Genomic DNA, 21,825 nt, shown 5'->3' on the forward strand with positions numbered 1-21,825 from the left:
CGAAATTTATCGTTACACCGCTCTAACCGAAGGGTTTCACAACCACAAGTATGACGATGAGGATCATCAGCAACGTTGGAACCTCATTCATCAACCGCCAGTGACGGGCAGGCCTGGTATTTTCATCTCGGGCGAAACGTTTCGCACTACGCGTGAAATAAACATGGGTCGCAGTCAGAAGCACGACCATAGCGATTTTTGCGTGCAGCCAGCCACCAGAAAAACCGTAGGCCGACCAGGCGAGATAAAGTCCGAGCACCCAGCTTATCATCATCGCCGGGTTCATGATGACCTTGATCAGCCGCTGCTCCATCACCTTGAAGGTTTCGGATTGCTGCGAACCTGCCGGCGCATCGGTATGATAGATGAAGAGCCGTGGCAGATAAAAGATCGCCGCCATCCATGAGATCACAGCAATAATGTGAAACGCCTTGATCCAGAGATAGAGATCGGCAGGATCCACGTAAAAGAACAGGGCGACGACTGCGATGAAAACGCCCAGCCCGACGCCAGCCCGCAGGGCGGCCCTGTTTCCTGATCGCGCAGAAGTCTGTTTTTCGTCATTCATGGCACGGTCCCACCCGCACGCACCCGCTCGACCAGCCGGGTGACATTGTCCGGATCAGCCTGCGGCGTGATTCCGTGACCGAGATTGAAGATCAACGGACCCTGCCCAAGGGCCTGCAGCACGGCGTCGATACCATCCTGCAGAGCCCTCCCGCCCGCCACCATCAGCATTGGGTCGAGATTGCCCTGCACGGGCCCTTCCTTCTGCAAATCCGTGGCGAAGCCGAGCGGCACCGACCAATCCAGCCCGATCGCGTCGGCACCGGTCTTACGACGATAGTCCTTGAGAAGATAACCCGCCCCCTTCGCGAAAGCGATTATTTTCGCGGAGGGACGCCGCGCGCGCACCGAAGCAATGATACGGGCAACCGGTTTTACTGCGTAATTCTCGAACTCCTTTTCGCCGAGCACGCCCGCCCAGGAATCGAAGATCTGCACGGCATCTGCCCCTGCATCGATCTGCGCCACAAGATAATCCGCAGAAACCTCAGCGAGAAAAGCCAAAAGCTTTTCCATCGCGGCGGGCTCTTGATAACCGAATAGCCGCGCCGGCGCCTGGTCGGGCGTTCCGTGACCGGCAATCATATAGGTCGCGACCGTCCACGGTGCGCCACAAAAGCCAAGAAGCGTCGTTTCATCCGGCAATGAACTGCGTAGGCGCGACACCGTTTCGAAGACAGGCGAAAGATGCGCCATGACATCAGACGCATCGAGTTCTTCAATACCGCTGACATCGATCGGGTCCATGGCGGGGCCCCTGCCTTCGGTGAAGGACACATTGCGGTGAAGCGCGTCGGGTATCACCAGAATGTCGGAAAAAAGAATCGCTGCATCCAGCCCGAACCTGCGAATGGGCTGAAGCGTCACCTCGGTTGCCAACTCGGGATTATAACAGAGATCCAGGAAACTTCCGGCGCTCTTCCGCGTTTCCCGGTACTCCGGAAGATAGCGTCCAGCCTGACGCATCAGCCATATGGGCGGCGGCGTGACCGTCTTCCCGTTCAAAACAGTCATAACCTTGCGTTCGCTCATCACACCCAGCTTCTAAAAAAATAAAATCAAAGAGATTTAAAAGATTTTCTATTTCTTAGAGTCTGTGGGTAGCAAGGATTAAAATCATTCCAGTCGAAATGCCGCAGCCGCATCTTTTCAGCACGGTGGTCGGATAAATCTCGGCAGCGATTTTGAAAAACCTGGAAAAATCGTAATTTATCTCTAATTTTCAATGGATTATGTTCTTATTGGAAGGTTCCCGACCTGTGGACAGGCTGTGAATCGGGTTGGACAAGTGTCAACTCTTCCAGCAATTCACAGGCTGCCCGGAGCATGGTGAAAGCCACTTGCGGATTGTGGAAAAACACCACTTTATTCACGGCGCGGTTCGACCCGCAGGCTCGTTCGGACATTTGTCCCGGGTTATCAACAGCGGGAGAAAAACAGCGTGGAGAACAAAAAAAGCTTCTTCCATCTGCACCTGATTTCGGACTCAACAGGTGAGACTCTCATGTCTGCCGGCCGCGCGGTCTCGGCACAGTTTCACGCATCCATGCCGGTGGAACACGTCTATCCGATGATCCGCAACCAGAAGCAGCTCGCGCAGGTCATTGACCTCATCGACAAGGAACCGGGCATTGTCCTTTACACCATCGTCGATCAGCAACTGGCAGAATTCCTGGATTTGCGCTGTCACGCGATCGGCGTGCCCTGTGTCAACGTTCTTGAACCCATTATCGGCATCTTTCAGACTTATCTGGGCGCGCCATCAAGACGGCGGGTCGGTGCGCAACACGCCCTCAATGCGGATTATTTCGCGCGGATCGAAGCGCTCAATTTTGCAATGGATCACGATGACGGACAGATGCCGGAGACCTATGACGAGGCGGATGTCGTTATCATCGGCATCAGCCGCACGTCGAAAACTCCGACCAGCATCTATCTCGCCAACAGGGGTATAAAGACCGCAAACATTCCGGTTGTACCCAACGTGCCTTTGCCCGAAAGCCTCTATGCCGCCACCCGGCCTCTGATCGTCGGCCTCGTGGCGACGTCGGATCGAATATCGCAGGTTCGCGAGAACCGCGAACTGGGCGCAACCGGCGGATTTGACAGCCGCCGTTACACGGATCGCGCCACGATCATGGAAGAGCTGAAATATGCGCGTGCGCTCTGCGCCCGCAACAATTGGCCTCTGATTGACGTCACACGCCGTTCCATTGAGGAAACGGCTGCTGCCATCCTTGCCCTTCGCCCGAGGACGCGATAATCCGGATCGCACCATCAGGAGCAGACAGTCGATGAAACAAGAGTTGATCCTCGCCTCGTCCAGCGCATCCCGCCAGATGCTGATGCGCAATGCGGGGCTGACATTTTCGGCGATACCAGCGGATATTGATGAGCGCGCGCTCGATGAGCGGCTGGAACGTACGGGCGCCAGCCCGGAGGAAGTTGCACAACAACTCGCGACTGCCAAGGCTCTTGCCGTCGGTTCGCTTCATCCGGACGCACTGGTTCTGGGCTGCGATCAGACCATGGCACTCGGTGCGCGGGTCTATCACAAGCCGAAGACCATGGCCGAGGCCGAAGCACATCTGCTGTCATTGTCCGGTAAGGTTCACCGCTTGAACAGCGCGGCTGTCCTCGTTCGCGGCGGGGAGGTGATATGGAAGGTGGTTTCCAGTGCTGAACTTGCCGTGCGAACATTGAGCCCCGAATTTGTCTCCCGTCACCTCCAGAGAGTGGGTGAAAAAGCTCTAAGCAGCGTGGGCGCCTATCAGCTCGAGGGAGAGGGAATCCAGCTATTCACTTCGATTGAAGGCGATTATTTCACGATCCTCGGCCTGCCGGTTCTGCCGCTTTTATCGAAACTGCGCGACCTGGGTGTCATCGATGGCTGATTCACGTGAAACATTAACCATAAACGCTTTCGTTGTTGGTTACCCGATCAAGCATTCCCGGTCGCCGATCATTCATTCATACTGGCTCAAGAAATTCGGTATCACCGGTAACTATGAGGCAGTCGAGGTCGCATCGGACGATTTTGCGAATTTCATTGCAACCGTGAAGGAAGGTAAGCCCGGTACGGCCGTGGGCGGCAACGTCACCATCCCTCACAAGGAAGCCGCTTACCGGTTGGCGGATCGTCCTGATGCTCTGGCGGAAGAACTGGGTGCCGCCAACACCATCTGGATGGAGGAGGGTAAACTCCATGCCACCAATACCGATGGTTACGGGTTCGTGTCTAATCTGGATGAGCGGCATCCCGGTTGGGACAAAACGGACCGGGCGGTCGTTTTTGGTGCCGGCGGCGCAAGCCGTGCCGTCATTCAGTCGCTGCGCGACCGGGGCATCGCGGAAATCCACGTCCTGAACAGGACCCTCGAACGTGCTCGCGAACTGGCTGATCGTTTTGGCCCACGCGTCTTTTCCCATCCCCAGGCAGCGCTGCAGGAGGTCATGCAGGGCGCCGGGCTGTTCGTGAATACGACATCGCTCGGTATGGATGGCGCTGAGGCGCCGCATCTCGATTTTTCGCAGCTCGCTGCCAAGGCGGTGGTGACCGATATCGTCTACGTGCCATTACGAACACCGATCCTTCAGATGGCGGAAGAGCAGGGTATCACGACCGTCGATGGTCTCGGCATGTTGCTTCATCAGGCAAAACCAGGGTTCAGGCGATGGTTCGGCAAAATGCCGGAGGTGGATGAGACCCTGCGTTCTCTGATCATCGCGGACATGGAGAAACATTGATGATTGTGATCGGTCTCACCGGCTCGATTGGAATGGGAAAAACGACAACCGCGAAATTGTTTGCCGAAGAAGGCGTTCCGGTTCTGGACTCGGACGAGGTCGTTCATGGTCTTTATCGGGCGGAGGCCGTAGCTCAGATCGAGGCAGCTTTTCCGGGCACCACCGTTTCCGGTGTCGTAGACCGGGAAAAACTCGGTGACATCTTGAGAAAGAATCCGGCTAATTTCAGAAGGCTTGAAGAAATCGTCCATCCACTGGTTCGGAAAAAACAGGAAACCTTTCTGTCGAAAGCAAGGAAAAACAGCCGGAAATTTGCGCTTCTGGATATTCCGCTGCTGTTCGAAACGGGTGCGGAAAAACGTGTCGATAAAGTCGTTGTGGTGAGTTGTGCACCAGAGATCCAGCGCGAAAGAGTCCTGTCACGACCAGGAATGACCGAAGAAAAATTCGAAATGATCCTTGCCCGGCAGATGCCCGATGCGGAGAAGCGTAGACGTGCCGATTTTATCATCGATTCCGGAAATGGTGTCGAAGCGGCCCGGGATCAGGTAAGAGACATTTTGCAGAAGCTGACCGCTGAGTCGCGCCGTGGAGAGATGCATGCGTGAGATCATTTTCGATACGGAAACCACAGGTCTGGAGTCGAAGCTAGACCGGATCATCGAAATCGGCGGCGTGGAACTGATCAACCACTTCCCGACTGGCCGCACCCTGCATCTTTATATCAATCCTGAAGATCGCAAGGTTCATCCCGATGCGCTTGCCGTTCACGGGATTACCGACGAGTTCCTGCAGGATAAGCCCAAATTCGCTGAAGTTGTCGACCAGATTCGGGATTTCTTCGAAGGTGCGCGCTGGGTGGCGCACAATGCAACATTCGATATGGGGTTCATCAACGCGGAATTCGCCCGTCTCGGGATCGAACCGGTCGCCGCTGATCTGGTGACGGATACGCTGTCGCTTGCCCGCCGCAAGCACCCGATGGGACCGAATTCGCTGGACGCGCTTTGCCGCCGTTATGGAATAGACAATTCCCATCGCACCAAGCATGGCGCGCTTCTTGACTCCGAGCTTCTGGCCGAAGTCTATATCGAAATGATCGGCGGCCGCCAGACTGCGCTCGGCTTCGGCTCTGCCGCCAGGCAGGAAACCATTGTCATTGAGGAAGACATTCCGCTGGAGCCCCTGCGACGGCCCCGCCCCCTGCCGTCGCGGCTGGATGCGGAGACGGTTGCCGCCCACGGCAAACTCGTTCTCGGCATGGGGGACAAGGCGATCTGGAACCGGTACCAGAACTGAAGACTGCTCAGATACTTAAATCGCAAATCTGCGTAAAGAAAAACCCGGGCCAAGAACCCGGGTTTTGTTTGTCTGTAACGGAAGATGGCCGCTGCTTAGTTCGGGACAGCCTGAACCTGAGCCTTTGCCTGTTCCTCGGCAACGCGCTGCGCAAACATCTGCGCAAAATCGATCGGATCGATCATGAGCGGCGGGAAACCGCCGTTGCGGGTAACGTCGGCAATGATCTGGCGGGCGAAGGGGAAGAGCAGGCGCGGGCACTCGATGAACAGCACCGGCAGCATGTGTTCCTGCGGGAAGCCAGCGATGCGGAAGACACCGCCATAGACCAGCTCGGCCGCAAACAGAACCTTATCGCCATCCTTGGCTTCGGCATTCAGTGTCAGCACGACATCAAAATCCGAACCGGAAATCGGATTTGCATTGACGTTGACATTGATGTTGATCGACGGCGCATTCTCACGGGCCTGCAGCGAACGAGGAGCACCCGGATTTTCAAAGGAAAGGTCCTTGATGTACTGGGCAAGAATGTTGAGAGAAGGGCTAGCTGCGCCCTGTGCGCCATTTTCAGCGGTCATTACGGTTCCTCGCGGCGTGAATTCGTGGAAGGCGGTCTATCATTTCGACTCCGGGCTTACAACCCTTCGTGATCGGGTCGTCGCCATGCCTCGACGCGGCGTCAGGGCTTGGGCAGGTCGCGATCATCGGGCCTGTTCGACCAGGGAGAGTCTTTCGGCCCGGCGCGGTGAAACTCCTCTTCGTCCAGATCCACCACCTTCGAATTGCCATGAGATCCCGGGCCATTGCTGAAACCGGAATAATCGCCCGGCCGGGCGCCGGGCTGTCTGAATGAACCAGCCACGACGACGCGCGGTCCGAAGGCTTTCCAGAAAAACCGGCGAATGGCCGGCGACAGAAGCAGGAGGCCGAGAATGTCGGTGATGAAACCCGGAATGAACAACAGGATGCCCGCCACGACGCGCATCGCGCCATTGACGAGTTCGTCCGCAGGCTGTGCGCCCGTGCGGCCCGCATCCTGAAGATTTCTCACCATACCAAGGCCGCCCAGGCGCAATATGAGCAATCCCAGGAAAGACGTGAACAGGACGAGAGCCAGTGTCAGCCACAGGCCTATTGCCTTGCCGACAATAATGAAACCGGCAATTTCAAGGATGGGCATCATCAGGACGATGATTGGGAGAAAGGAAAAACGCATCTTCTAGCCTTGCGTGTGCATCTCTGGCAGATTGCCGGTTCCCGGGACACCGATGATTGAATCTGCATATTTGAATGATGGTAAGATGCAGACTATATGATGGTGTGGTTTTCGAATTTAAATGGCGGTTTTGGTAAAAGATGGGCTTCAGCGACTTTATCACATTGTTTTTTCTCGTTGCAGCGGTGCTGATCTTCTTTCAGCTGCGCAGCGTCCTTGGTCGTCGCACGGGCAATGAAAAGCCGCCTTTTGATCCTTATAGCCCGCGCGATGTCGCGAAGGGTCCCGTCACGGATGATAACAAGGTCGTGACACTGCCGAAGCGCGCCGAGGCGGAAGATGAAAACCGCTTCGCCGAGGTGGATGCACTGGCGCCTGCAGACAGCGCACTCAATGCCTCCCTGCGTGAGGTGATGACGAAGGATCCGTCCTTCCGCCCGAAGGAATTCCTGAACGGCGCCCGTATGGCCTACGAGATGATCGTGATGGGTTTTGCCGATGGCGACCGCAAGACGCTCAAGAACCTGCTGTCCAAAGAGGTGTTTGAAGGTTTCGACGCAGCGATTTCCGAAAGGGAAGGCCGCGGCGAGGTGGTGAAATCGACTTTTGTTGGCATTGAGAAAGCCGATATCACCCAGGCGGGTATTCGCGATTCCGAGGTGCAGATAACGCTCCGGATCGTCAGCCAGCTCATCTCGGCGACCTATGACAAGGATGGCAAGCTGGTCGATGGTGATCCGGATGCGGTTGCGGAGGTGGATGACATCTGGACCTTCTCGCGCGATATCCGCTCACGCGATCCGAACTGGAAGCTGATCGCCACCGAATCCGAGCAATGACCGCGCCCTTTTCGATCGAAGAAGTTTCTTTCAGCGACCTGCCCGGGTGGCGGCAAGACGATCCCGCTAGCCTTTTTCCGGCGATGACCGCAATTCTGTCGCATCTTCGGAGCGCAAAACCCTATCGCACCGGCGCACTCGGCGTCACGGCGGCGGAACTGGTTTCGCTGCTGGAGGTCGCTGAGAAATGCGAGGCAGACGGTCCCGAACAGGCACGCCGGTTCTTTGAAACCAACTGTGTTCCTTTCAGGATTTTTCCGTCGCAGGGAAAAAGCGGTTTTGTGACCGCCTTCTACGAGCCTGAACTGGAAGTCTCGTCTGAACCTGACGACATCTGGCGTTATCCCATTTACCGCCGACCACCCGAATTGGTGGATATCGACGATACCAATCGGCCCGTCGGCTTCGATACATCCTATGCTTTCGGCAGGCAGGATGAAGACGGGATTTCCTGCTTCCCCGATCGCCGCGCGATCGATGAAGGCTATCTGGAGGGCAGGGGACTTGAGATCGCCTGGGCGAAATCGAAGGTCGATCTGTTTTTTGTCCATGTGCAGGGCGCGGCACGTCTGGTTTTTCCCGATGGTGCGATAAAGCGCATTACCTATGCGGCCAAGGCAGGCCATGCTTTTTCACCGATCGGACGTCTGCTTCTCGATCGCGGAGAACTCGATCCGAAAACCGTGTCGATGCAGACGATCCGCAAGTGGCTCGCTGACCATCCCGATCAGGTGGATGGAGTACTATGGCATAACCGCTCCTACATTTTTTTCCGGGAGGCGGATGTTGCCGACGAGGATATGGGACCGGTCGCCGCCGCAAAAGTACCGCTCGTCGCTGGGCGCTCGCTTGCTGTGGACAGGCTCATCCACACGTTCGGGCTTCCCTTCTTCATCCATTCGCCGTCGCTTACCCATCTCGATGATGGAAAGCCTTTTGCGCGGCTGATGCTGGCGCTCGATACCGGGTCGGCCATCATTGGCCCGGCCCGCGGCGATATCTTTACCGGTTCGGGTTTCGAAGCCGGAGAACTTGCCGGCACGGTGCGCAATGAGGCAGATTTTTATATACTGATACCGCGGGTTGCTGCGCAGAGGTATCGGCGATGAAGAACAGTCGCAAGCTCGGCAAGGAAGAACGCGTTCTGTGGGGAAAGGTCGCAAAAACCACGCGGCCGATCTCCGGCAGGCTCGAAGACTTGCTGGCTTTCGATGACGTGGAGGACCCTGCGGGGGAACCAGATGTTTCGCTGACCGGTAAAGACACCTTTCCGCGCATCCTTGCGGAGCCGGCTGAGCCGCCCCCTCCAGCTCCGGATAAAAAGCCGAAAATCCACCAGCCGATGGAAAAACCGGTCAAGCGTAAGCTGACCCGCGGCCGCCTGCCATTGGAAGGACGGATCGATCTGCACGGCATGTTCCAGAGCGAGGCCCACGCCGTATTGCTCGATTTTCTGTTGCGCGCACATGAGCGGGGTCTAAGACATGTGCTGGTCATTACCGGCAAAGGTCGATCGATTGGCAGTGACGGGGCTTTGAAAAGGGCGGTGCCCATGTGGTTTTCCAAACCCGAATATCGCCACCTGATTTCCTCCTATGAGGATGCGTCGGCCAATCACGGCGGCGATGGCGCGCTTTATGTGCGGCTTTCGCGCCGGCGAGGCGAAAAGTCATGACGCCCTTTGCGCTGGCCGTGCGGCAGCTTCGTGAGCGCAAGGGTGTAACGCAGAAGCAAATGGCCGCCGCCATCGGCGTCTCTCCGGCCTACCTTTCAGCGCTTGAGCATGGCAAGCGCGGCAAGCCGAGCTTCGATCTCCTCCAGCGCATTGCCGGATATTTCAACATCATCTGGGACGAGGCCGAGGAACTGTTCTTCCTTGCCGGCTCATCCGACCCGAAGGTGGTGATCGACACAGTCGGCCTGCCGCCGCAATATACGGCTTTCGCCAACCGGCTGGCACGGGATATTCGCAAGCTGCCGCCGAGTGTGGTAGAGGAACTGTCAGCCGTGCTGCAAAAAAGCCGTTCTTGCGATTGAAACCCCTCTATCCCCTGCTTTATGCAGCATCCTGAAGCATGCGGCCTTTGGGATTGGGTATAGAATTTCTATAGTCGCATGTCGGATTTGAGTGATTCGCTGGCTTCAGGCCCTCTCACTGGAAACCTGGCCAGGAAAACTTTGGAAAGAGTACTTATGACCGAAACATCGTCAAGCGAAGTCGGCGCGAACGCGGAATATGGAGCCGATTCGATCAAGGTCCTCAAGGGCCTTGATGCCGTGCGCAAACGGCCCGGCATGTATATCGGCGATACCGATGACGGTTCCGGCCTGCATCACATGGTCTACGAAGTCGTCGACAACGCCATCGATGAGGCGCTTGCGGGCCACGCCGACCTGGTGACGGTGACCCTGAATGCCGACGGCTCCGTCACGGTGACCGATAACGGACGCGGCATTCCGACTGACATCCATTCCTCCGAGGGCGTTTCTGCCGCCGAGGTCATCATGACCCAGCTGCATGCGGGCGGGAAGTTCGACCAGAATTCTTACAAGGTGTCGGGCGGTCTGCACGGTGTCGGCGTTTCGGTGGTCAACGCGCTCTCCGTCTGGCTGAAGCTCCGCATCCGCCGCAATGGCAAGGTGCACGAGATTGGCTTTACCCATGGTGTCGCCGACGCGCCGCTTTCCGTTATCGGCGAATATGAAGGCCGTTCGGGTACGGAAGTCACCTTCCTGGCAAGCCCTGAAACCTTCACCATGACCGACTATGATTATGGAACGCTGGAGCATCGCCTGCGCGAACTCGCGTTCCTGAACTCCGGCGTGCGCATCCTGCTCACCGACAAGCGCCATTCCGACGTCAAGCAGGAAGAACTGCTGTATGATGGCGGCCTCGAGGCCTTCGTCCGGTATCTCGACCGCGCCAAGAAGCCGCTGGTTGATAAGCCGGTCGCCATCAAGGGTGAAAAGGATGGCATTACGGTTGAGGTCGCACTCTGGTGGAACGACAGCTATCACGAGAACGTGCTTTGTTTCACCAACAACATTCCGCAGCGCGATGGTGGCACCCATATGGCAGGTTTCCGCGCGGCTCTGACCCGCCAGGTCACCTCCTATGCCGAAACCTCCGGCATCCTGAAAAAGGAAAAGGTAAGCCTTCAGGGCGAGGACTGCCGTGAAGGTCTGACGGCCATCCTTTCCGTCAAGGTGCCAGACCCCAAGTTTTCGTCGCAGACGAAAGACAAGCTTGTGTCGTCTGAAGTGCGTCCGGTTGTCGAAAGCCTCGTCAACGAAGCACTCTCCACGTGGCTCGAAGAACATCCATCCGACGCGAGAATCCTTGTCGGCAAGGTGGTTGAAGCCGCTGTCGCCCGAGAAGCCGCCCGCAAGGCGCGCGAATTGACACGCCGCAAAGGCGCGCTCGATATTGCCTCTCTGCCCGGCAAGCTCGCCGACTGCTCCGAGCGCGATCCGGCAAAATCAGAACTGTTCCTCGTCGAGGGTGACTCCGCCGGCGGTTCGGCCAAGCAGGGCCGCTCGCGCGAGACGCAGGCAATCCTGCCGCTACGCGGCAAGATCCTCAATGTCGAACGCGCCCGTTTCGACAAGATGTTGTCCAGCCAGGAAATCGGCACGCTGATTACGGCGCTCGGCACCTCCATCGGCAAGGACGAGTTCAACGCCGATAAGCTGCGTTACCACAAGATCATCATCATGACGGATGCTGACGTCGATGGCGCCCACATCCGTACACTGCTGTTGACCTTCTTCTTCCGCCAGATGCCGGAACTGATCGAACGCGGCCATCTCTATATCGCCCAGCCGCCGCTTTATAAGGTGACGCGCGGTAAATCCGTTCAGTATCTGAAGGACGAAAAAGCGCTGGAAGAGTATCTGATTTCCATGGGTATCGAGGAAGCATCTTTGACGCTCGGCTCTGGCGAAGTGCGTGTTGGCGCCGATCTTCGTGAAGTCATTCTGGATGCGCTGCGCATGCGCTCGCTGATCGACGGGCTGCATTCCCGTTACAGCCGCTCCATCGTGGAGCAGGCGGCCATTGCCGGCGCACTCAACCCCGAGCTTTCCGCCGACGCGGCGCGTGCGGAGGAAACTGTTGCCGAAGTGGCCCGGCGTCTCGATATGATTGCTGAAGAGACCGAACGCGGCTGGTCCGGCACTGTGCTGCAAGACGGCGGTCTGCGCTTCGAACGCATGGTGCGCGGCGTCAAGGAAGTCTCGACGCTGGATATGGGCCTGCTCGGTTCTGCCGATGCCCGGCACATCGACCAGCTTGCGGCCCGCACGCGTGATATCTACGCCACGCCGCCGGTTCTGCAACGCAAGGATGGCACGATGGAGCTGGCCGGCCCGCGCGCGCTTCTGGATGCGATTTTCGCTGCCGGACGCAAGGGTCTCTCCATGCAGCGCTACAAGGGTCTTGGCGAAATGAATGCCGAGCAGCTTTGGGAAACCACACTCGATGCCAACGTTCGCTCGCTGCTGCAGGTAAGAGTAAGTGACGCGACTGATGCCGACGGCCTGTTTGCCCGCCTCATGGGTGACGAAGTCGAACCACGCCGCGACTTTATCCAGGAAAATGCACTCAGCGTCGCTAACCTGGATATTTAAATTTGGGGAATGTTTCGCGTAACGATTCACGTGAAACGAAACTTTAACAAAAGGCCCGGCGGTAATCTCCGCCGGGCCTTTTGATTTTATGCGGATAATGGTGATCAGTCAGCCTTGCCGGTGAAGCGACCTTCAAAGGCAACATCGGAAAGGGGCAGGCGTTTGCTTGGCACCTCCCGTTCCGCCAGATCATCAGGAAGAACGGACTTGTCGGTGAGCGTGCCGATGGCGACTCCTGCCTCCACCTTGTAGCCTTCCGGTATATTCAGTTTTTCGACGATCTTGTCCTTGAATATGCCGGCCATGCCGTGCGCATGGTAACCGAGCAGGTGCGCCTGCATGGCAAGTGAAAACCAGGCGGCGCCGGCATCGAAGGAATGGGTTGCTGACGGTTTCTTCTCGCCGTCGTGCGAGATATTGTAGTCTCGGGAAATGACGAAAAGCAGCACGGAGGCGTTTTTTGCCCAGCGCTGATTTCCCTCCATCAGCAGTTCCACGAAGAGCGGCCAGTCTTTACTGTCCTTGTGTGCATAGACAAACCGCCACGGCTGATGATTGGAGGCGGAGGGCGCCCAGTGCGCCGCATCCAGAATGGTCATCAGATGCTGCGCCGGCATGGCGTGACCATCGAAGGCGCGCGGAGACCAGCGATCGAGGAAGAGGGGATCAACGGGGTATTCTGATTGCCGGTTATTGCTGTTCGTCACGGGCCATGTCCTTTTGATTGACGGGAAGGAAAAGGTATTTTTCGAAACTCGGCGCAGTCAAGGGGTGACAAGTATGAATGCATCGTTCATATATGCATCACCTTGTCTGACAACCGGGAGAGAGTTCCATGAAATTGATGCGTGTCGGCCAGCCCGGCCAGGAAAAACCTGCAATCCTCGACGCGGAAGGAAAAGTCCGCGATCTGTCCACCCATGTCAAAGATATCGGCGGCGAAGCCATTTCTCCCGAGGGTCTCAAAAAGATCGCCGCGATCGATGTCGGCACACTTCCGGTGCTGAACCAAGAGCGCATCGGCGCCTGCGTTGCGGGAACGGGGAAATTCATCTGCATCGGCCTTAACTTCTCCGACCATGCCGCTGAAACGGGTGCCACCGTACCGCCGGAACCGGTCATTTTCATGAAGGCCACCTCGGCCATCGTTGGTCCGAATGACAATGTCGTCATCCCGCGCGGTTCGGAAAAGACTGACTGGGAAGTCGAGCTTGGCGTCGTCATCGGCAAGACCGCCAAATATGTCTCCGAAGCGGATGCTCTCGATTATGTCGCCGGTTATTGCGTTTCGCACGATGTTTCCGAGCGCGCCTTCCAGACGGAGCGCGCCGGTCAGTGGACCAAGGGCAAGTCCTGCGACACTTTCGGTCCCATCGGCCCATGGCTGGTGACGAAGGACGAAATCACCGATCCGCAGAACCTCGGCATGTGGCTGAAGGTGAACGGCCAGACCATGCAGGATGGCTCCAGCAAAACCATGGTTTACGGCGTCGCCCACGTTGTCTCCTACCTCAGCCAGTTCATGTCGCTGCATCCCGGCGATGTCATTTCCACTGGCACCCCTCCTGGCGTCGGCATGGGCCTGAAGCCGCCGCGTTACCTGAAGGCTGGCGATGTCGTGGAACTCGGTATCGAGGGTCTCGGTTCCCAGAAGCAGACCTTCGTCGCCGACATCTGATTAAACGGCGTTCGACGGAAAGTGAGGCGCTGGCGGGAAACCGCCGGTGCCTTCGATTTTGTGCACCTGCGAAAAGCTGCTATGGTTGAAAAAAAGAGCGTGATCGCGAGGGAGGCGTCATCAGTGTTCTACCACCTCTATGAAATGAACCATGCGGCCATGGCACCGCTGCGTGCCGGTGCCGACATGATGCGCCAGGCCTGCAACAATCCTCTTAATCCGCTGTCCAGTACGGCCTTCGGCAGAAGCCTCGATGCCGGTTTCGAGGTTTTCGAACGGCTGACGCGCCGCTACGTCAAGCCTGAATTCGGTCTCGGCTCCACGGTCATTGATGGCCAAACCGTGGTTGTCACGGAGGAGACCGTCTGGTCGCGCCCGTTCTGCAATCTGCTTCATTTCAAAAAAGAACTCGATCCAGCCCCCCAGTCCAACCTGAAGGTGCTACTGGTGGCCCCGATGTCCGGCCACTATGCAACCCTGCTACGCGGGACCGTGGAGGCACTGTTGCCCTCGGCCGATATTTACATCACCGATTGGGCCGATGCCCGGATGGTGCCGGCAGCGGAGGGAACCTTCGATCTCGACGATTATATCGACTATGTCATCGAGATGCTGCGGCAGATCGGCCCCGGCACCCATGTGGTTGCCGTTTGCCAGCCATCCGTTCCTGTTTTGGCTGCCGTTTCCCTGATGGAGGCGGATGGTGATGTGTTTGCACCCGCTTCCATGACGCTGATGGGCGGACCGATCGATACGCGCATCAACCCCACCGCCGTCAACGGTCTCGCGAAGGCCAAGCCGATCGAATGGTTCCGCGACAATGTGGTCATGCAGGTGCCGTGGCCGCAGCCGGCCTTTGGGCGCAACGTCTATCCGGGTTTTCTGCAGCTGTCGGGCTTCATGTCCATGAACCTCGACAGGCACATGACGGCGCACAAGGATTTTTACCTGAACCTGGTCAAGAATGACGGCGATTCCGCTGAAAAACACCGCGAATTTTACGATGAATATCTGGCTGTCATGGATCTGACGGCGGAATTTTATCTGCAGACGGTGGAAACCGTCTTCATCGACCATGCGCTGCCGAAGGGAAACATGCTGCATCGGGGCAGGGCGGTCGATCCCGCTGCCATCCGCAAGGTCGCATTGTTCACTGTCGAAGGGGAGAATGACGATATTTCCGGCGTCGGCCAGACAAAGGCAGCGCACGATCTCTGCCGCAACATCCCTGAAGATAAACGCGCGCACTACATGCAGCCGGATGTAGGGCATTACGGTGTCTTCAACGGTTCGCGCTTCCGCAAGGAGATCGTACCGCGTATGCTGGATTTCATTGCCAAACACAAGACGACCTAACGGCAGAACGGTAGGTGACGCCGCGCATTTGCGTGGCCAAGGGATGGACGAATCGGTTATGAAGGCTTCATGTTTTCGCTCCTCAGAAAATCCCTGAAGTCCCCGGCGCCAAAGAAGGTCGTGCCGAGCCAGCGCACCGTCTCGGTGGCAGGCCGGCAGGTGCCGATCACGGTCAGGGAGAACCCGCGGGCGACGCGCATTACCTTGCGCATCGAGCCGGGCGGCCGGGCGCTGAAGCTGACGATCCCGATGGGTCTGCATCATCGCCAGGTGGATGATTTTCTCGAGAGACATCAGGGCTGGCTGGAAGGCAAACTTCCGAAGTTCAGTCCTGACGACGGTCTGCGTTCCGGCACGACCATCGATATCAGGGGCATAGCCCACCGTATTGACCATACGGGCAGCCTGCGCGGCCTGACGCATGTCGCGAAAGACGCGGATGGCGCGCCCGTTCTGAAAGTCAGCGGCGCGCCCGAGCATCTGAGACGGCGGATAGCGGCCTTCCTGAAAAAGGAGGCGAAGGCCGACCTGGAGCGGCTTGTGGCCGTTCATGCCAGAGCGGCCGGCCGGCCGGTGCGATCGATCAGCATGAAGGATACACGCAGCCGCTGGGGTTCCTGTTCCCATGATGGAAACCTGAGCTTTTCCTGGCGCATAGTCATGGCTCCGGAAAAGGTCATCGATTATCTCGCCGCCCACGAGGTCGCGCATTTGAGGGAAATGAACCACGGACCGAAATTCTGGGCTTTGTGCGAAAAACTCTGCCCGCACACCGATGAAGCCAAGGACTGGCTGAAACATAATGGCTCCAAACTCCACGCCATCGATTTCGATTGAAACTTAGGGCGTCGATCGCCATCTGGATTCACGTGAAACATTCCATCAATAACGGATGCGATTTGGCTCGACTCTCGTCGCATTTCGTGTCAGGTCGCGGATATGAAACCGGATATCAAGATTTGCGGATTGAAGACACCGGAAGCGCTGGAGCGCGCCATCAGGCGCGGCGCGTCGCATGTCGGTTTTATTTTCTTTGAAAAAAGTCCACGCAACATCGAGCCCGATTTAGCCGGTAAGCTGGCCGAAGCCGCCCGTGGCGCAGCCAAGGTGGTCGCTGTCACCGTCAATGCCGATAATGATTATCTCGATGAAATCGTCGATCTTGTAAAACCTGACATTCTGCAGCTGCACGGCAGTGAAAGCCCGGAGCGGCTGTTGACCATCAAGGCGCTTTACGGCCTGCCGGTCATGAAGGCGATTTCCATTCGCGATGCCGCTGATCTTGCCAAAATTGGTCCTTATAACGGGATAGCCGATCGTTTTCTACTGGATGCCAAGGCGCCCGCTGGTTCGGAGCTTCCGGGCGGCAACGGTGTTTCCTTCGACTGGACCATCCTGCGCTCCCTTGACGGAAGCATCGATTACATGCTTTCCGGGGGGCTGAACAAGGACAATGTCGCCGAGGCTCTGGCAGAAACCCGGGCGAGCGGACTAGATTTGTCATCTGGCGTCGAAAGCGCGCCGGGCGTCAAGGATCTGTCCATGATCGACGCTTTTTTCGATGTGGTGAATGATTGGTCGAAAGGCCCAAAGGGAGCTTGAAGTGAACGACGCGCCAACACCCAATTCTTTTCGCGCTGGTCCTGATGAGGACGGACGTTTCGGCATTTACGGAGGTCGCTTCGTTGCTGAAACGCTGATGCCACTCATTCTGGATTTGCAGGCGGAATGGGACAAGGCCAAGACCGATCCCGAGTTTCAGGCTGAGCTCAAGCATCTCGGCGCACACTATACCGGTCGTCCGAGCCCGCTTTATTTTGCCGAGCGGCTGACGGCGGAACTCGGAGGCGCGAAGATTTACTTCAAGCGCGAAGAACTGAACCACACGGGTTCACACAAGATCAACAATTGCCTCGGCCAGATCCTGCTTGCCAAGCGCATGGGAAAGACCCGCATCATCGCGGAGACCGGTGCCGGCCAGCACGGCGTTGCTTCGGCCACGGTAGCGGCACGTTTCGGTCTGCCCTGCGTCGTTTACATGGGCGCGACGGACGTCGCGCGTCAGGCCCCGAACGTGTTCCGTATGAAGCTTCTCGGCGCCGAGGTAAAGCCGGTCACGGCCGGCCACGGCACGCTGAAGGATGCCATGAACGAGGCACTGCGTGACTGGGTCACCAATGTCGACGACACTTATTACCTGATCGGTACTGCCGCTGGCCCACACCCCTATCCGGAAATGGTCCGCGATTTCCAGGCCGTTATCGGCGAGGAAGCCAAGGCGCAGATGCTGGAAGCGGAAGGCCGTCTGCCGGATATGGTCATTGCGGCAGTTGGCGGCGGCTCGAACGCCATCGGCATCTTCCATCCTTTCCTTGATGACAAGAGCGTCCGCATCGTCGGCGTCGAGGCGGGTGGAAAGGGCCTTTCGGGCGAAGAGCATTGCGCTTCAATCACTGCCGGTTCGCCGGGCGTGCTGCACGGCAACCGCACCTATCTGCTGCAGGATGCAGATGGTCAGATCAAGGAAGGCCATTCGATCTCCGCAGGCCTCGATTATCCCGGTATCGGCCCTGAACATTCCTGGCTGAACGACATCGGCCGCGTCGAATATGTGCCGATCATGGACCATGAGGCGCTGGATGCCTTCCAGATGCTGACCCGCCTTGAAGGCATCATTCCGGCTCTGGAGCCGAGCCATGCATTGGCCGAGGTCATCAAGCGTGCGCCGAAAATGGGCAAGGACGAGATCATCCTGATGAATCTCTCCGGCCGCGGCGACAAGGATGTCCACACCGTCAGCAAGTTCCTTGGAATGGATGTATAAGATCATGACTGCACGTATGGACAAGCGCTTCGCCGATCTGCGCGCGGAAAATCGCCCGGCCCTGATTACCTATTTCATGGGCGGCGACCCGGATTTCCAGACCTCGCTTGGCATCATGAAGGCGCTGCCGGAAGCCGGTGCCGACGTTATCGAACTCGGTATGCCGTTTTCCGACCCCATGGCGGATGGACCAGCCATCCAGCTGGCTGGCCAGCGCGCGCTGAAGGGCGGACAGACGCTGAAAACCACGCTCGATCTTGCTCGGGAGTTCCGCAAGGAAGACGATGCAACGCCGATCGTAATGATGGGCTATTACAACCCGATCTATATCTATGGCGTCGAAAAATTTCTGGACGACGCACTGGCGGCAGGCATCGATGGCCTGATCGTGGTCGATCTGCCACCGGAAATGGACGATGAGCTCTGCATTCCGGCGCTTGCGCGCGGCATCAACTTCATCCGTCTTGCAACGCCGACCACCGATGGCAAACGCCTGCCGACCGTCCTTAAAAATACCTCAGGTTTCGTGTATTACGTCTCGATGAACGGTATCACCGGTTCAGCGCTTCCCGATCCGTCGTTGATATCGGGCGCTGTCGGTCGTATCAAGGCGCATACGGAACTGCCGGTCTGTGTCGGTTTCGGTGTCAAGACGGCTGATCATGCCAAGGCAATCGGTGCCGTGGCGGACGGTGTGGTGGTGGGTTCCGCCATCGTCAACCAGATTGCCGGCAGCCTGACCAAGGATGGACAGGCAACCGCAGACACCGTGCCGGCGGTTACGACGCTGGTAAAAGGACTTTCAACGGGCGTGCGTGCATCACGCCTCGCCGCTGCAGAATAAGCGCGCGGCCCAGTCAGGAGTAGACAGTTGAACTGGATCACCAATTACGTTCGGCCGCGGATCAATTCCATGCTCGGTCGCCGCCCGGAGGTTCCGGAAAATCTTTGGATCAAGTGCCCGGAAACGGGCGAAATGGTCTTCCACAAGGATCTGGAAGACAACAAGTGGGTCATCCCGGCGTCCGGTTATCACATGAAGATGCCGGCAAAAGCTCGTCTTGCCGATCTTTTCGATGGCGGCGTCTATGAGGCTCTGCCGCAACCGAAGGTCGCGCAGGACCCGCTGAAATTCCGCGATTCCAAGAAATACACCGATCGCCTGCGTGATAGCCGCGCGAAGACCGAGCAGGAAGATACCATCCTTGCCGGCGTTGGCCTGCTGAAGGGTCTGAAGATCGTTGCCGTCGTGCATGAATTCCAGTTCATGGGCGGTTCGCTCGGCATCGCCGCCGGTGAAGCCATCGTCAAGGCCTTCGAGCGCGCCATTTCCGAGCGTTGCCCGCTCGTCATGTTCCCGGCCTCCGGTGGCGCGCGCATGCAGGAAGGCATTCTTTCTCTGATGCAGCTGCCCCGCACCACCGTTGCGGTAAACATGCTGAAGGAAGCTGGCATGCCTTACATCGTGGTTCTGACCAACCCGACCACGGGCGGTGTCACGGCCTCCTATGCCATGCTCGGCGACGTGCATATTGCCGAACCGGGCGCTGAAATCTGCTTCGCCGGCAAGCGCGTGATCGAGCAGACCATTCGCGAAAAGCTGCCGGAAGGCTTCCAGACCTCGGAATACCTGCTGGAGCACGGCATGGTGGATATGGTCATTGATCGTCGCGAAATCCCGGACACGCTGGCTAATCTGCTCAAGATCATGACCAAAGCGCCCGCTGACAATGCAAACGCTGTCGTCCCGCTGGCCGCTTCGGCCTGAGGAAAAAAAATATGTCGCCCGGAGGCATAAATTGCCTTCGGGATGATGTTATACGTTGCCTGATTTCATTTTTAGGGCGGCGGACAAATGACAAGCAAAACGCCTGAAAGGCGAACGGAAGACATGACGAAGCCCGCGATCGGTGAGGCAGAAAAGATCATTGAAGAGCTGATGCAGCTCCACCCCAAGGGCTTTGATCTTTCACTCGACAGAATTTCCCGTCTTCTCGAAAAACTCGGCAATCCACAAAACAGAATGCCGCCGGTGATCCATGTGGCCGGCACCAATGGCAAAGGTTCTGTAAGCGCCTTTTGTCGGGCCTTGCTAGAATCAGCCGGACTCTCCGTGCACGTGCACACCAAGCCACATCTCGTCAATTGGCATGAACGCTATCGCCTCGGCGTGGCCGGAGAGAAAGGCCGCTTTGTCGATGATGCTGTCTTCGCAGATGCCCTTCGTCGTATTGAAGTTGCAAACGAAGGCCAAAAGATTACCGTTTTCGAGATTCTGACTGCGGTGATGTTCCTTCTTTTTTCAGAACATCCGGCTGATGCAGCTATTGTAGAAGTGGGACTTGGTGGGCGTTTCGATGCGACCAATGTGATTAACAATCCGGCTGTTTCTGTTATTATGCCGATTTCGCTCGATCACGAGGCCTATCTCGGTGACCGCGTCGAATTGATCGCCGCCGAAAAGGCGGGAATCATGAAAAAGGGCTCACCTGTCGTCATTGGCCATCAGGAATATGACGCGGCGCTCGAAACACTTGTCGCCACGGCGGAACGGCTCGGTTGCCCGGTGTCCGTCTATGGCCAGGATTTTTCCGCCCATGAAGAATTCGGCCGCATGGTCTATCAGGATGAGTTCGGACTGACGGATGCGCCGCTGCCACGGCTCCCGGGCCGTCACCAGCTTGCCAATGCCGCTGCCGCGATCCGCGCCGTCAAGGCTGCCGGTTTTGAGGTGACGGAGCGGATGATCGAAAAGGCCATGACCACGGTGGAATGGCCCGGTCGTCTTCAGCGCATCCTGACTGGAAAAATCGCTGAAATGGCGCCGAAAGATGCGGAAATCTGGATCGACGGTGGCCATAACCCCGGTGCGGGTGAAGTGATTGCAGAGGCAATGGCGGGTTTTGAGGAAAAGACGCCGCGGCCGCTCTTCATCATTGCCGGCCTCATCAACACCAAGGATCCGGTGGGTTATTTCAAGGCCTTCGCCGATATCGCCGAATATGTCTTCACCGTGCCGATCGGCGGCACGGATGCAGCGATCGACCCTGTGGTACTCGCCCATGCCGCCTTCGATGCTGGCCTCGTTGCAGCGCCAACATCGTCTCTGACACATGCTCTGGAAGAGTTGTCGCGCCGCTTCGACCCTGAAGGACCGGCGCCGCGCATCCTGATCGGCGGTTCGCTTTACCTTGCTGGCAATGCACTTGCCCTGAACGGCACGGTGCCGCAATAAAAAAGCCCGGCATCGCTGCCGGGCTTCTTTCATTCCATTGATAATGCTTATGCGGCGCCGGAAATCCAGGCCGAAAGCGCTGTCTTGGGAGCAGCGCCAACCTTGATGTCAGCCACTTCACCGCTTTTGAAAATGGCGAGCGTCGGGATGGAGCGAACGCCGAACTGAGCGGCCAGTTCCGGGTTTTCGTCGATATTCAGCTTTGCGACCTTGACCTTGCCGGCCAACTCGGAGGAAATTTCCTCAAGGCTCGGCGCGATCATCTTGCACGGGCCGCACCATTCGGCCCAGAAATCCACCACGACGGGTTCGGAGGATTCAAGGACTTCGGACTGGAAGTTGGCGGCATCGACTTTTACGGTAGCCATATCTGGCTCTCCTTTCAGTAAATCTTTTCCACTATCGATGTGATGCGGGCGCGTCGAAATTTCAATG

General features: G+C 57.5%; 24 protein-coding genes. 18 read left to right on the plus strand and 6 right to left on the minus strand.

Annotated features, from left to right (window positions below):
- Positions 1-22: 22 nt before the first annotated feature.
- Complete coding sequence (gene hemJ, locus EGT36_RS05885) at positions 23-568, minus strand: protoporphyrinogen oxidase HemJ (protein ID WP_035208036.1); 546 nt, start codon at positions 566-568, stop codon at positions 23-25.
- Positions 565-1,599 carry a uroporphyrinogen decarboxylase gene (gene hemE / locus EGT36_RS05890; protein WP_037090052.1) on the minus strand — a complete coding sequence of 345 codons (1,035 nt, stop codon included), beginning with the start codon at positions 1,597-1,599 and terminating at the stop codon, positions 565-567. The genes hemJ and hemE overlap by 4 nt, the downstream gene beginning before the upstream one ends.
- Before the next feature lie 409 nt (positions 1,600-2,008).
- Between hemE and EGT36_RS05895 the strand changes: the two genes are divergently transcribed.
- Genes EGT36_RS05895 through dnaQ form a run of 5 tightly spaced genes read left to right on the plus strand, consistent with a single transcriptional unit; the run spans position 2,009 to position 5,613 of the window.
- A complete protein-coding gene (locus EGT36_RS05895; protein ID WP_006700254.1) occupies positions 2,009-2,830 on the plus strand; it encodes a pyruvate, water dikinase regulatory protein in 822 nt (273 codons plus the stop codon).
- A 31-nt stretch (positions 2,831-2,861) separates the two neighbouring features.
- Positions 2,862-3,461: a Maf-like protein gene (locus tag EGT36_RS05900; RefSeq protein ID WP_125270126.1), complete on the plus strand. Its 600-nt coding sequence runs from the start codon at positions 2,862-2,864 to the stop codon at positions 3,459-3,461.
- Positions 3,454-4,314, plus strand: coding sequence for a shikimate dehydrogenase (locus tag EGT36_RS05905; protein ID WP_037090048.1), 861 nt, complete (start codon positions 3,454-3,456; stop codon positions 4,312-4,314). The genes EGT36_RS05900 and EGT36_RS05905 overlap by 8 nt, the downstream gene beginning before the upstream one ends.
- Complete coding sequence (coaE, locus tag EGT36_RS05910) at positions 4,314-4,922, plus strand: dephospho-CoA kinase (RefSeq protein ID WP_037090046.1); 609 nt, start codon at positions 4,314-4,316, stop codon at positions 4,920-4,922. The genes EGT36_RS05905 and coaE overlap by 1 nt, the downstream gene beginning before the upstream one ends.
- Positions 4,915-5,613, plus strand: coding sequence for a DNA polymerase III subunit epsilon (gene dnaQ / locus EGT36_RS05915; protein WP_004444252.1), 699 nt, complete (start codon positions 4,915-4,917; stop codon positions 5,611-5,613). The genes coaE and dnaQ overlap by 8 nt, the downstream gene beginning before the upstream one ends.
- 95 nt (positions 5,614-5,708) lie before the next feature.
- On the opposite strand, the gene secB is transcribed toward dnaQ, so the two are convergent.
- Both secB and EGT36_RS05925 read right to left on the minus strand, forming a co-directional pair.
- Positions 5,709-6,191 (minus strand): protein-export chaperone SecB, encoded by a 483-nt coding sequence (secB, locus tag EGT36_RS05920; RefSeq protein ID WP_022555303.1) that lies wholly within the window; start codon positions 6,189-6,191, stop codon positions 5,709-5,711.
- A 101-nt stretch (positions 6,192-6,292) separates the two neighbouring features.
- Positions 6,293-6,829: an FxsA family protein gene (locus tag EGT36_RS05925; RefSeq protein ID WP_037090044.1), complete on the minus strand. Its 537-nt coding sequence runs from the start codon at positions 6,827-6,829 to the stop codon at positions 6,293-6,295.
- A 140-nt stretch (positions 6,830-6,969) separates the two neighbouring features.
- Between EGT36_RS05925 and EGT36_RS05930 the strand changes: the two genes are divergently transcribed.
- The 5 genes from EGT36_RS05930 (at position 6,970) to gyrB (ending at position 12,297) form a co-directional block, all read left to right on the plus strand.
- Positions 6,970-7,668, plus strand: a complete 699-nt coding sequence (locus EGT36_RS05930) for a Tim44/TimA family putative adaptor protein (RefSeq protein ID WP_004444258.1) — start codon at positions 6,970-6,972, stop codon at positions 7,666-7,668.
- Positions 7,665-8,777, plus strand: coding sequence for a murein transglycosylase A (mltA, locus tag EGT36_RS05935; RefSeq protein WP_037090042.1), 1,113 nt, complete (start codon positions 7,665-7,667; stop codon positions 8,775-8,777). The genes EGT36_RS05930 and mltA overlap by 4 nt, the downstream gene beginning before the upstream one ends.
- Entirely contained in the window at positions 8,774-9,343 is a 570-nt protein-coding gene (locus EGT36_RS05940; RefSeq protein WP_004444262.1) for a Smr/MutS family protein, read from the plus strand. The genes mltA and EGT36_RS05940 overlap by 4 nt, the downstream gene beginning before the upstream one ends.
- Positions 9,340-9,705, plus strand: coding sequence for a helix-turn-helix domain-containing protein (locus tag EGT36_RS05945; protein ID WP_004444265.1), 366 nt, complete (start codon positions 9,340-9,342; stop codon positions 9,703-9,705). Before EGT36_RS05940 ends, EGT36_RS05945 begins: the two co-directional genes overlap by 4 nt.
- 156 nt (positions 9,706-9,861) lie before the next feature.
- Complete coding sequence (gene gyrB / locus EGT36_RS05950) at positions 9,862-12,297, plus strand: DNA topoisomerase (ATP-hydrolyzing) subunit B (protein WP_004444267.1); 2,436 nt, start codon at positions 9,862-9,864, stop codon at positions 12,295-12,297.
- 104 nt (positions 12,298-12,401) lie between these two features.
- Here gyrB and EGT36_RS05955 read toward each other — a convergent pair whose 3' ends face one another.
- The gene (locus EGT36_RS05955; protein WP_006700108.1) at positions 12,402-13,004 is read right to left on the minus strand and encodes a nitroreductase family protein; all 603 of its coding nucleotides are present in this window, start codon (positions 13,002-13,004) and stop codon (positions 12,402-12,404) included.
- A gap of 128 nt (positions 13,005-13,132) precedes the next feature.
- Here EGT36_RS05955 and EGT36_RS05960 point away from each other — a divergent pair, with 128 nt between their 5' ends.
- The 8 genes from EGT36_RS05960 to EGT36_RS05995 all read left to right on the plus strand — a co-directional run bounded on the left by EGT36_RS05960 (position 13,133) and on the right by EGT36_RS05995 (position 21,390).
- A complete protein-coding gene (locus tag EGT36_RS05960) occupies positions 13,133-13,975 on the plus strand; it encodes a fumarylacetoacetate hydrolase family protein (protein WP_125270127.1) in 843 nt (280 codons plus the stop codon).
- Between the two features lie 123 nt (positions 13,976-14,098).
- Positions 14,099-15,331: a polyhydroxyalkanoate depolymerase gene (locus EGT36_RS05965; protein WP_216800981.1), complete on the plus strand. Its 1,233-nt coding sequence runs from the start codon at positions 14,099-14,101 to the stop codon at positions 15,329-15,331.
- 69 nt (positions 15,332-15,400) lie between these two features.
- A complete protein-coding gene (locus EGT36_RS05970) occupies positions 15,401-16,168 on the plus strand; it encodes a M48 family metallopeptidase (RefSeq protein ID WP_037090036.1) in 768 nt (255 codons plus the stop codon).
- A 102-nt stretch (positions 16,169-16,270) separates the two neighbouring features.
- Entirely contained in the window at positions 16,271-16,933 is a 663-nt protein-coding gene (locus tag EGT36_RS05975; protein WP_004444276.1) for a phosphoribosylanthranilate isomerase, read from the plus strand.
- A gap of 1 nt (position 16,934) precedes the next feature.
- Complete coding sequence (gene trpB / locus EGT36_RS05980) at positions 16,935-18,155, plus strand: tryptophan synthase subunit beta (protein WP_004444279.1); 1,221 nt, start codon at positions 16,935-16,937, stop codon at positions 18,153-18,155.
- A gap of 4 nt (positions 18,156-18,159) precedes the next feature.
- Positions 18,160-18,999, plus strand: coding sequence for a tryptophan synthase subunit alpha (gene trpA, locus EGT36_RS05985; protein ID WP_004444282.1), 840 nt, complete (start codon positions 18,160-18,162; stop codon positions 18,997-18,999).
- Between the two features lie 27 nt (positions 19,000-19,026).
- Positions 19,027-19,923: an acetyl-CoA carboxylase, carboxyltransferase subunit beta gene (accD, locus tag EGT36_RS05990; RefSeq protein WP_004444285.1), complete on the plus strand. Its 897-nt coding sequence runs from the start codon at positions 19,027-19,029 to the stop codon at positions 19,921-19,923.
- Positions 19,924-20,010: 87 nt separating this feature from the next.
- The gene (locus tag EGT36_RS05995) at positions 20,011-21,390 is read left to right on the plus strand and encodes a bifunctional folylpolyglutamate synthase/dihydrofolate synthase (protein ID WP_169692066.1); all 1,380 of its coding nucleotides are present in this window, start codon (positions 20,011-20,013) and stop codon (positions 21,388-21,390) included.
- A 47-nt stretch (positions 21,391-21,437) separates the two neighbouring features.
- Here EGT36_RS05995 and trxA read toward each other — a convergent pair whose 3' ends face one another.
- Positions 21,438-21,758 carry a thioredoxin gene (gene trxA, locus EGT36_RS06000; protein ID WP_003516334.1) on the minus strand — a complete coding sequence of 107 codons (321 nt, stop codon included), beginning with the start codon at positions 21,756-21,758 and terminating at the stop codon, positions 21,438-21,440.
- Between the last annotated feature and the right edge of the window lie 67 nt (positions 21,759-21,825).

Source organism: Agrobacterium sp. FDAARGOS_525 (assembly GCF_003938925.1).
GTDB lineage: Bacteria > Pseudomonadota > Alphaproteobacteria > Rhizobiales > Rhizobiaceae > Agrobacterium > Agrobacterium pusense.

Excerpts from the sequence above, each read along its gene's own strand:
- hemJ (WP_035208036.1), bottom strand. The coding sequence starts at position 568 with ATGAATGACGAAAAACAGACTTCTGCGCGATCAGGAAACAGGGCCGCC.
- hemE (WP_037090052.1), bottom strand. The coding sequence starts at position 1,599 with ATGAGCGAACGCAAGGTTATGACTGTTTTGAACGGGAAGACGGTCACG.
- EGT36_RS05900 (WP_125270126.1), top strand. The coding sequence starts at position 2,862 with ATGAAACAAGAGTTGATCCTCGCCTCGTCCAGCGCATCCCGCCAGATG.
- EGT36_RS05905 (WP_037090048.1), top strand. The coding sequence starts at position 3,454 with ATGGCTGATTCACGTGAAACATTAACCATAAACGCTTTCGTTGTTGGT.
- coaE (WP_037090046.1), top strand. The coding sequence starts at position 4,314 with ATGATTGTGATCGGTCTCACCGGCTCGATTGGAATGGGAAAAACGACA.
- dnaQ (WP_004444252.1), top strand. The coding sequence starts at position 4,915 with ATGCGTGAGATCATTTTCGATACGGAAACCACAGGTCTGGAGTCGAAG.
- secB (WP_022555303.1), bottom strand. The coding sequence starts at position 6,191 with ATGACCGCTGAAAATGGCGCACAGGGCGCAGCTAGCCCTTCTCTCAAC.
- EGT36_RS05925 (WP_037090044.1), bottom strand. The coding sequence starts at position 6,829 with ATGCGTTTTTCCTTTCTCCCAATCATCGTCCTGATGATGCCCATCCTT.
- EGT36_RS05930 (WP_004444258.1), top strand. The coding sequence starts at position 6,970 with ATGGGCTTCAGCGACTTTATCACATTGTTTTTTCTCGTTGCAGCGGTG.
- mltA (WP_037090042.1), top strand. The coding sequence starts at position 7,665 with ATGACCGCGCCCTTTTCGATCGAAGAAGTTTCTTTCAGCGACCTGCCC.
- EGT36_RS05940 (WP_004444262.1), top strand. The coding sequence starts at position 8,774 with ATGAAGAACAGTCGCAAGCTCGGCAAGGAAGAACGCGTTCTGTGGGGA.
- EGT36_RS05945 (WP_004444265.1), top strand. The coding sequence starts at position 9,340 with ATGACGCCCTTTGCGCTGGCCGTGCGGCAGCTTCGTGAGCGCAAGGGT.
- gyrB (WP_004444267.1), top strand. The coding sequence starts at position 9,862 with ATGACCGAAACATCGTCAAGCGAAGTCGGCGCGAACGCGGAATATGGA.
- EGT36_RS05960 (WP_125270127.1), top strand. The coding sequence starts at position 13,133 with ATGAAATTGATGCGTGTCGGCCAGCCCGGCCAGGAAAAACCTGCAATC.
- EGT36_RS05970 (WP_037090036.1), top strand. The coding sequence starts at position 15,401 with ATGTTTTCGCTCCTCAGAAAATCCCTGAAGTCCCCGGCGCCAAAGAAG.
- EGT36_RS05975 (WP_004444276.1), top strand. The coding sequence starts at position 16,271 with ATGAAACCGGATATCAAGATTTGCGGATTGAAGACACCGGAAGCGCTG.
- trpA (WP_004444282.1), top strand. The coding sequence starts at position 18,160 with ATGACTGCACGTATGGACAAGCGCTTCGCCGATCTGCGCGCGGAAAAT.
- EGT36_RS05995 (WP_169692066.1), top strand. The coding sequence starts at position 20,011 with ATGACAAGCAAAACGCCTGAAAGGCGAACGGAAGACATGACGAAGCCC.
- trxA (WP_003516334.1), bottom strand. The coding sequence starts at position 21,758 with ATGGCTACCGTAAAAGTCGATGCCGCCAACTTCCAGTCCGAAGTCCTT.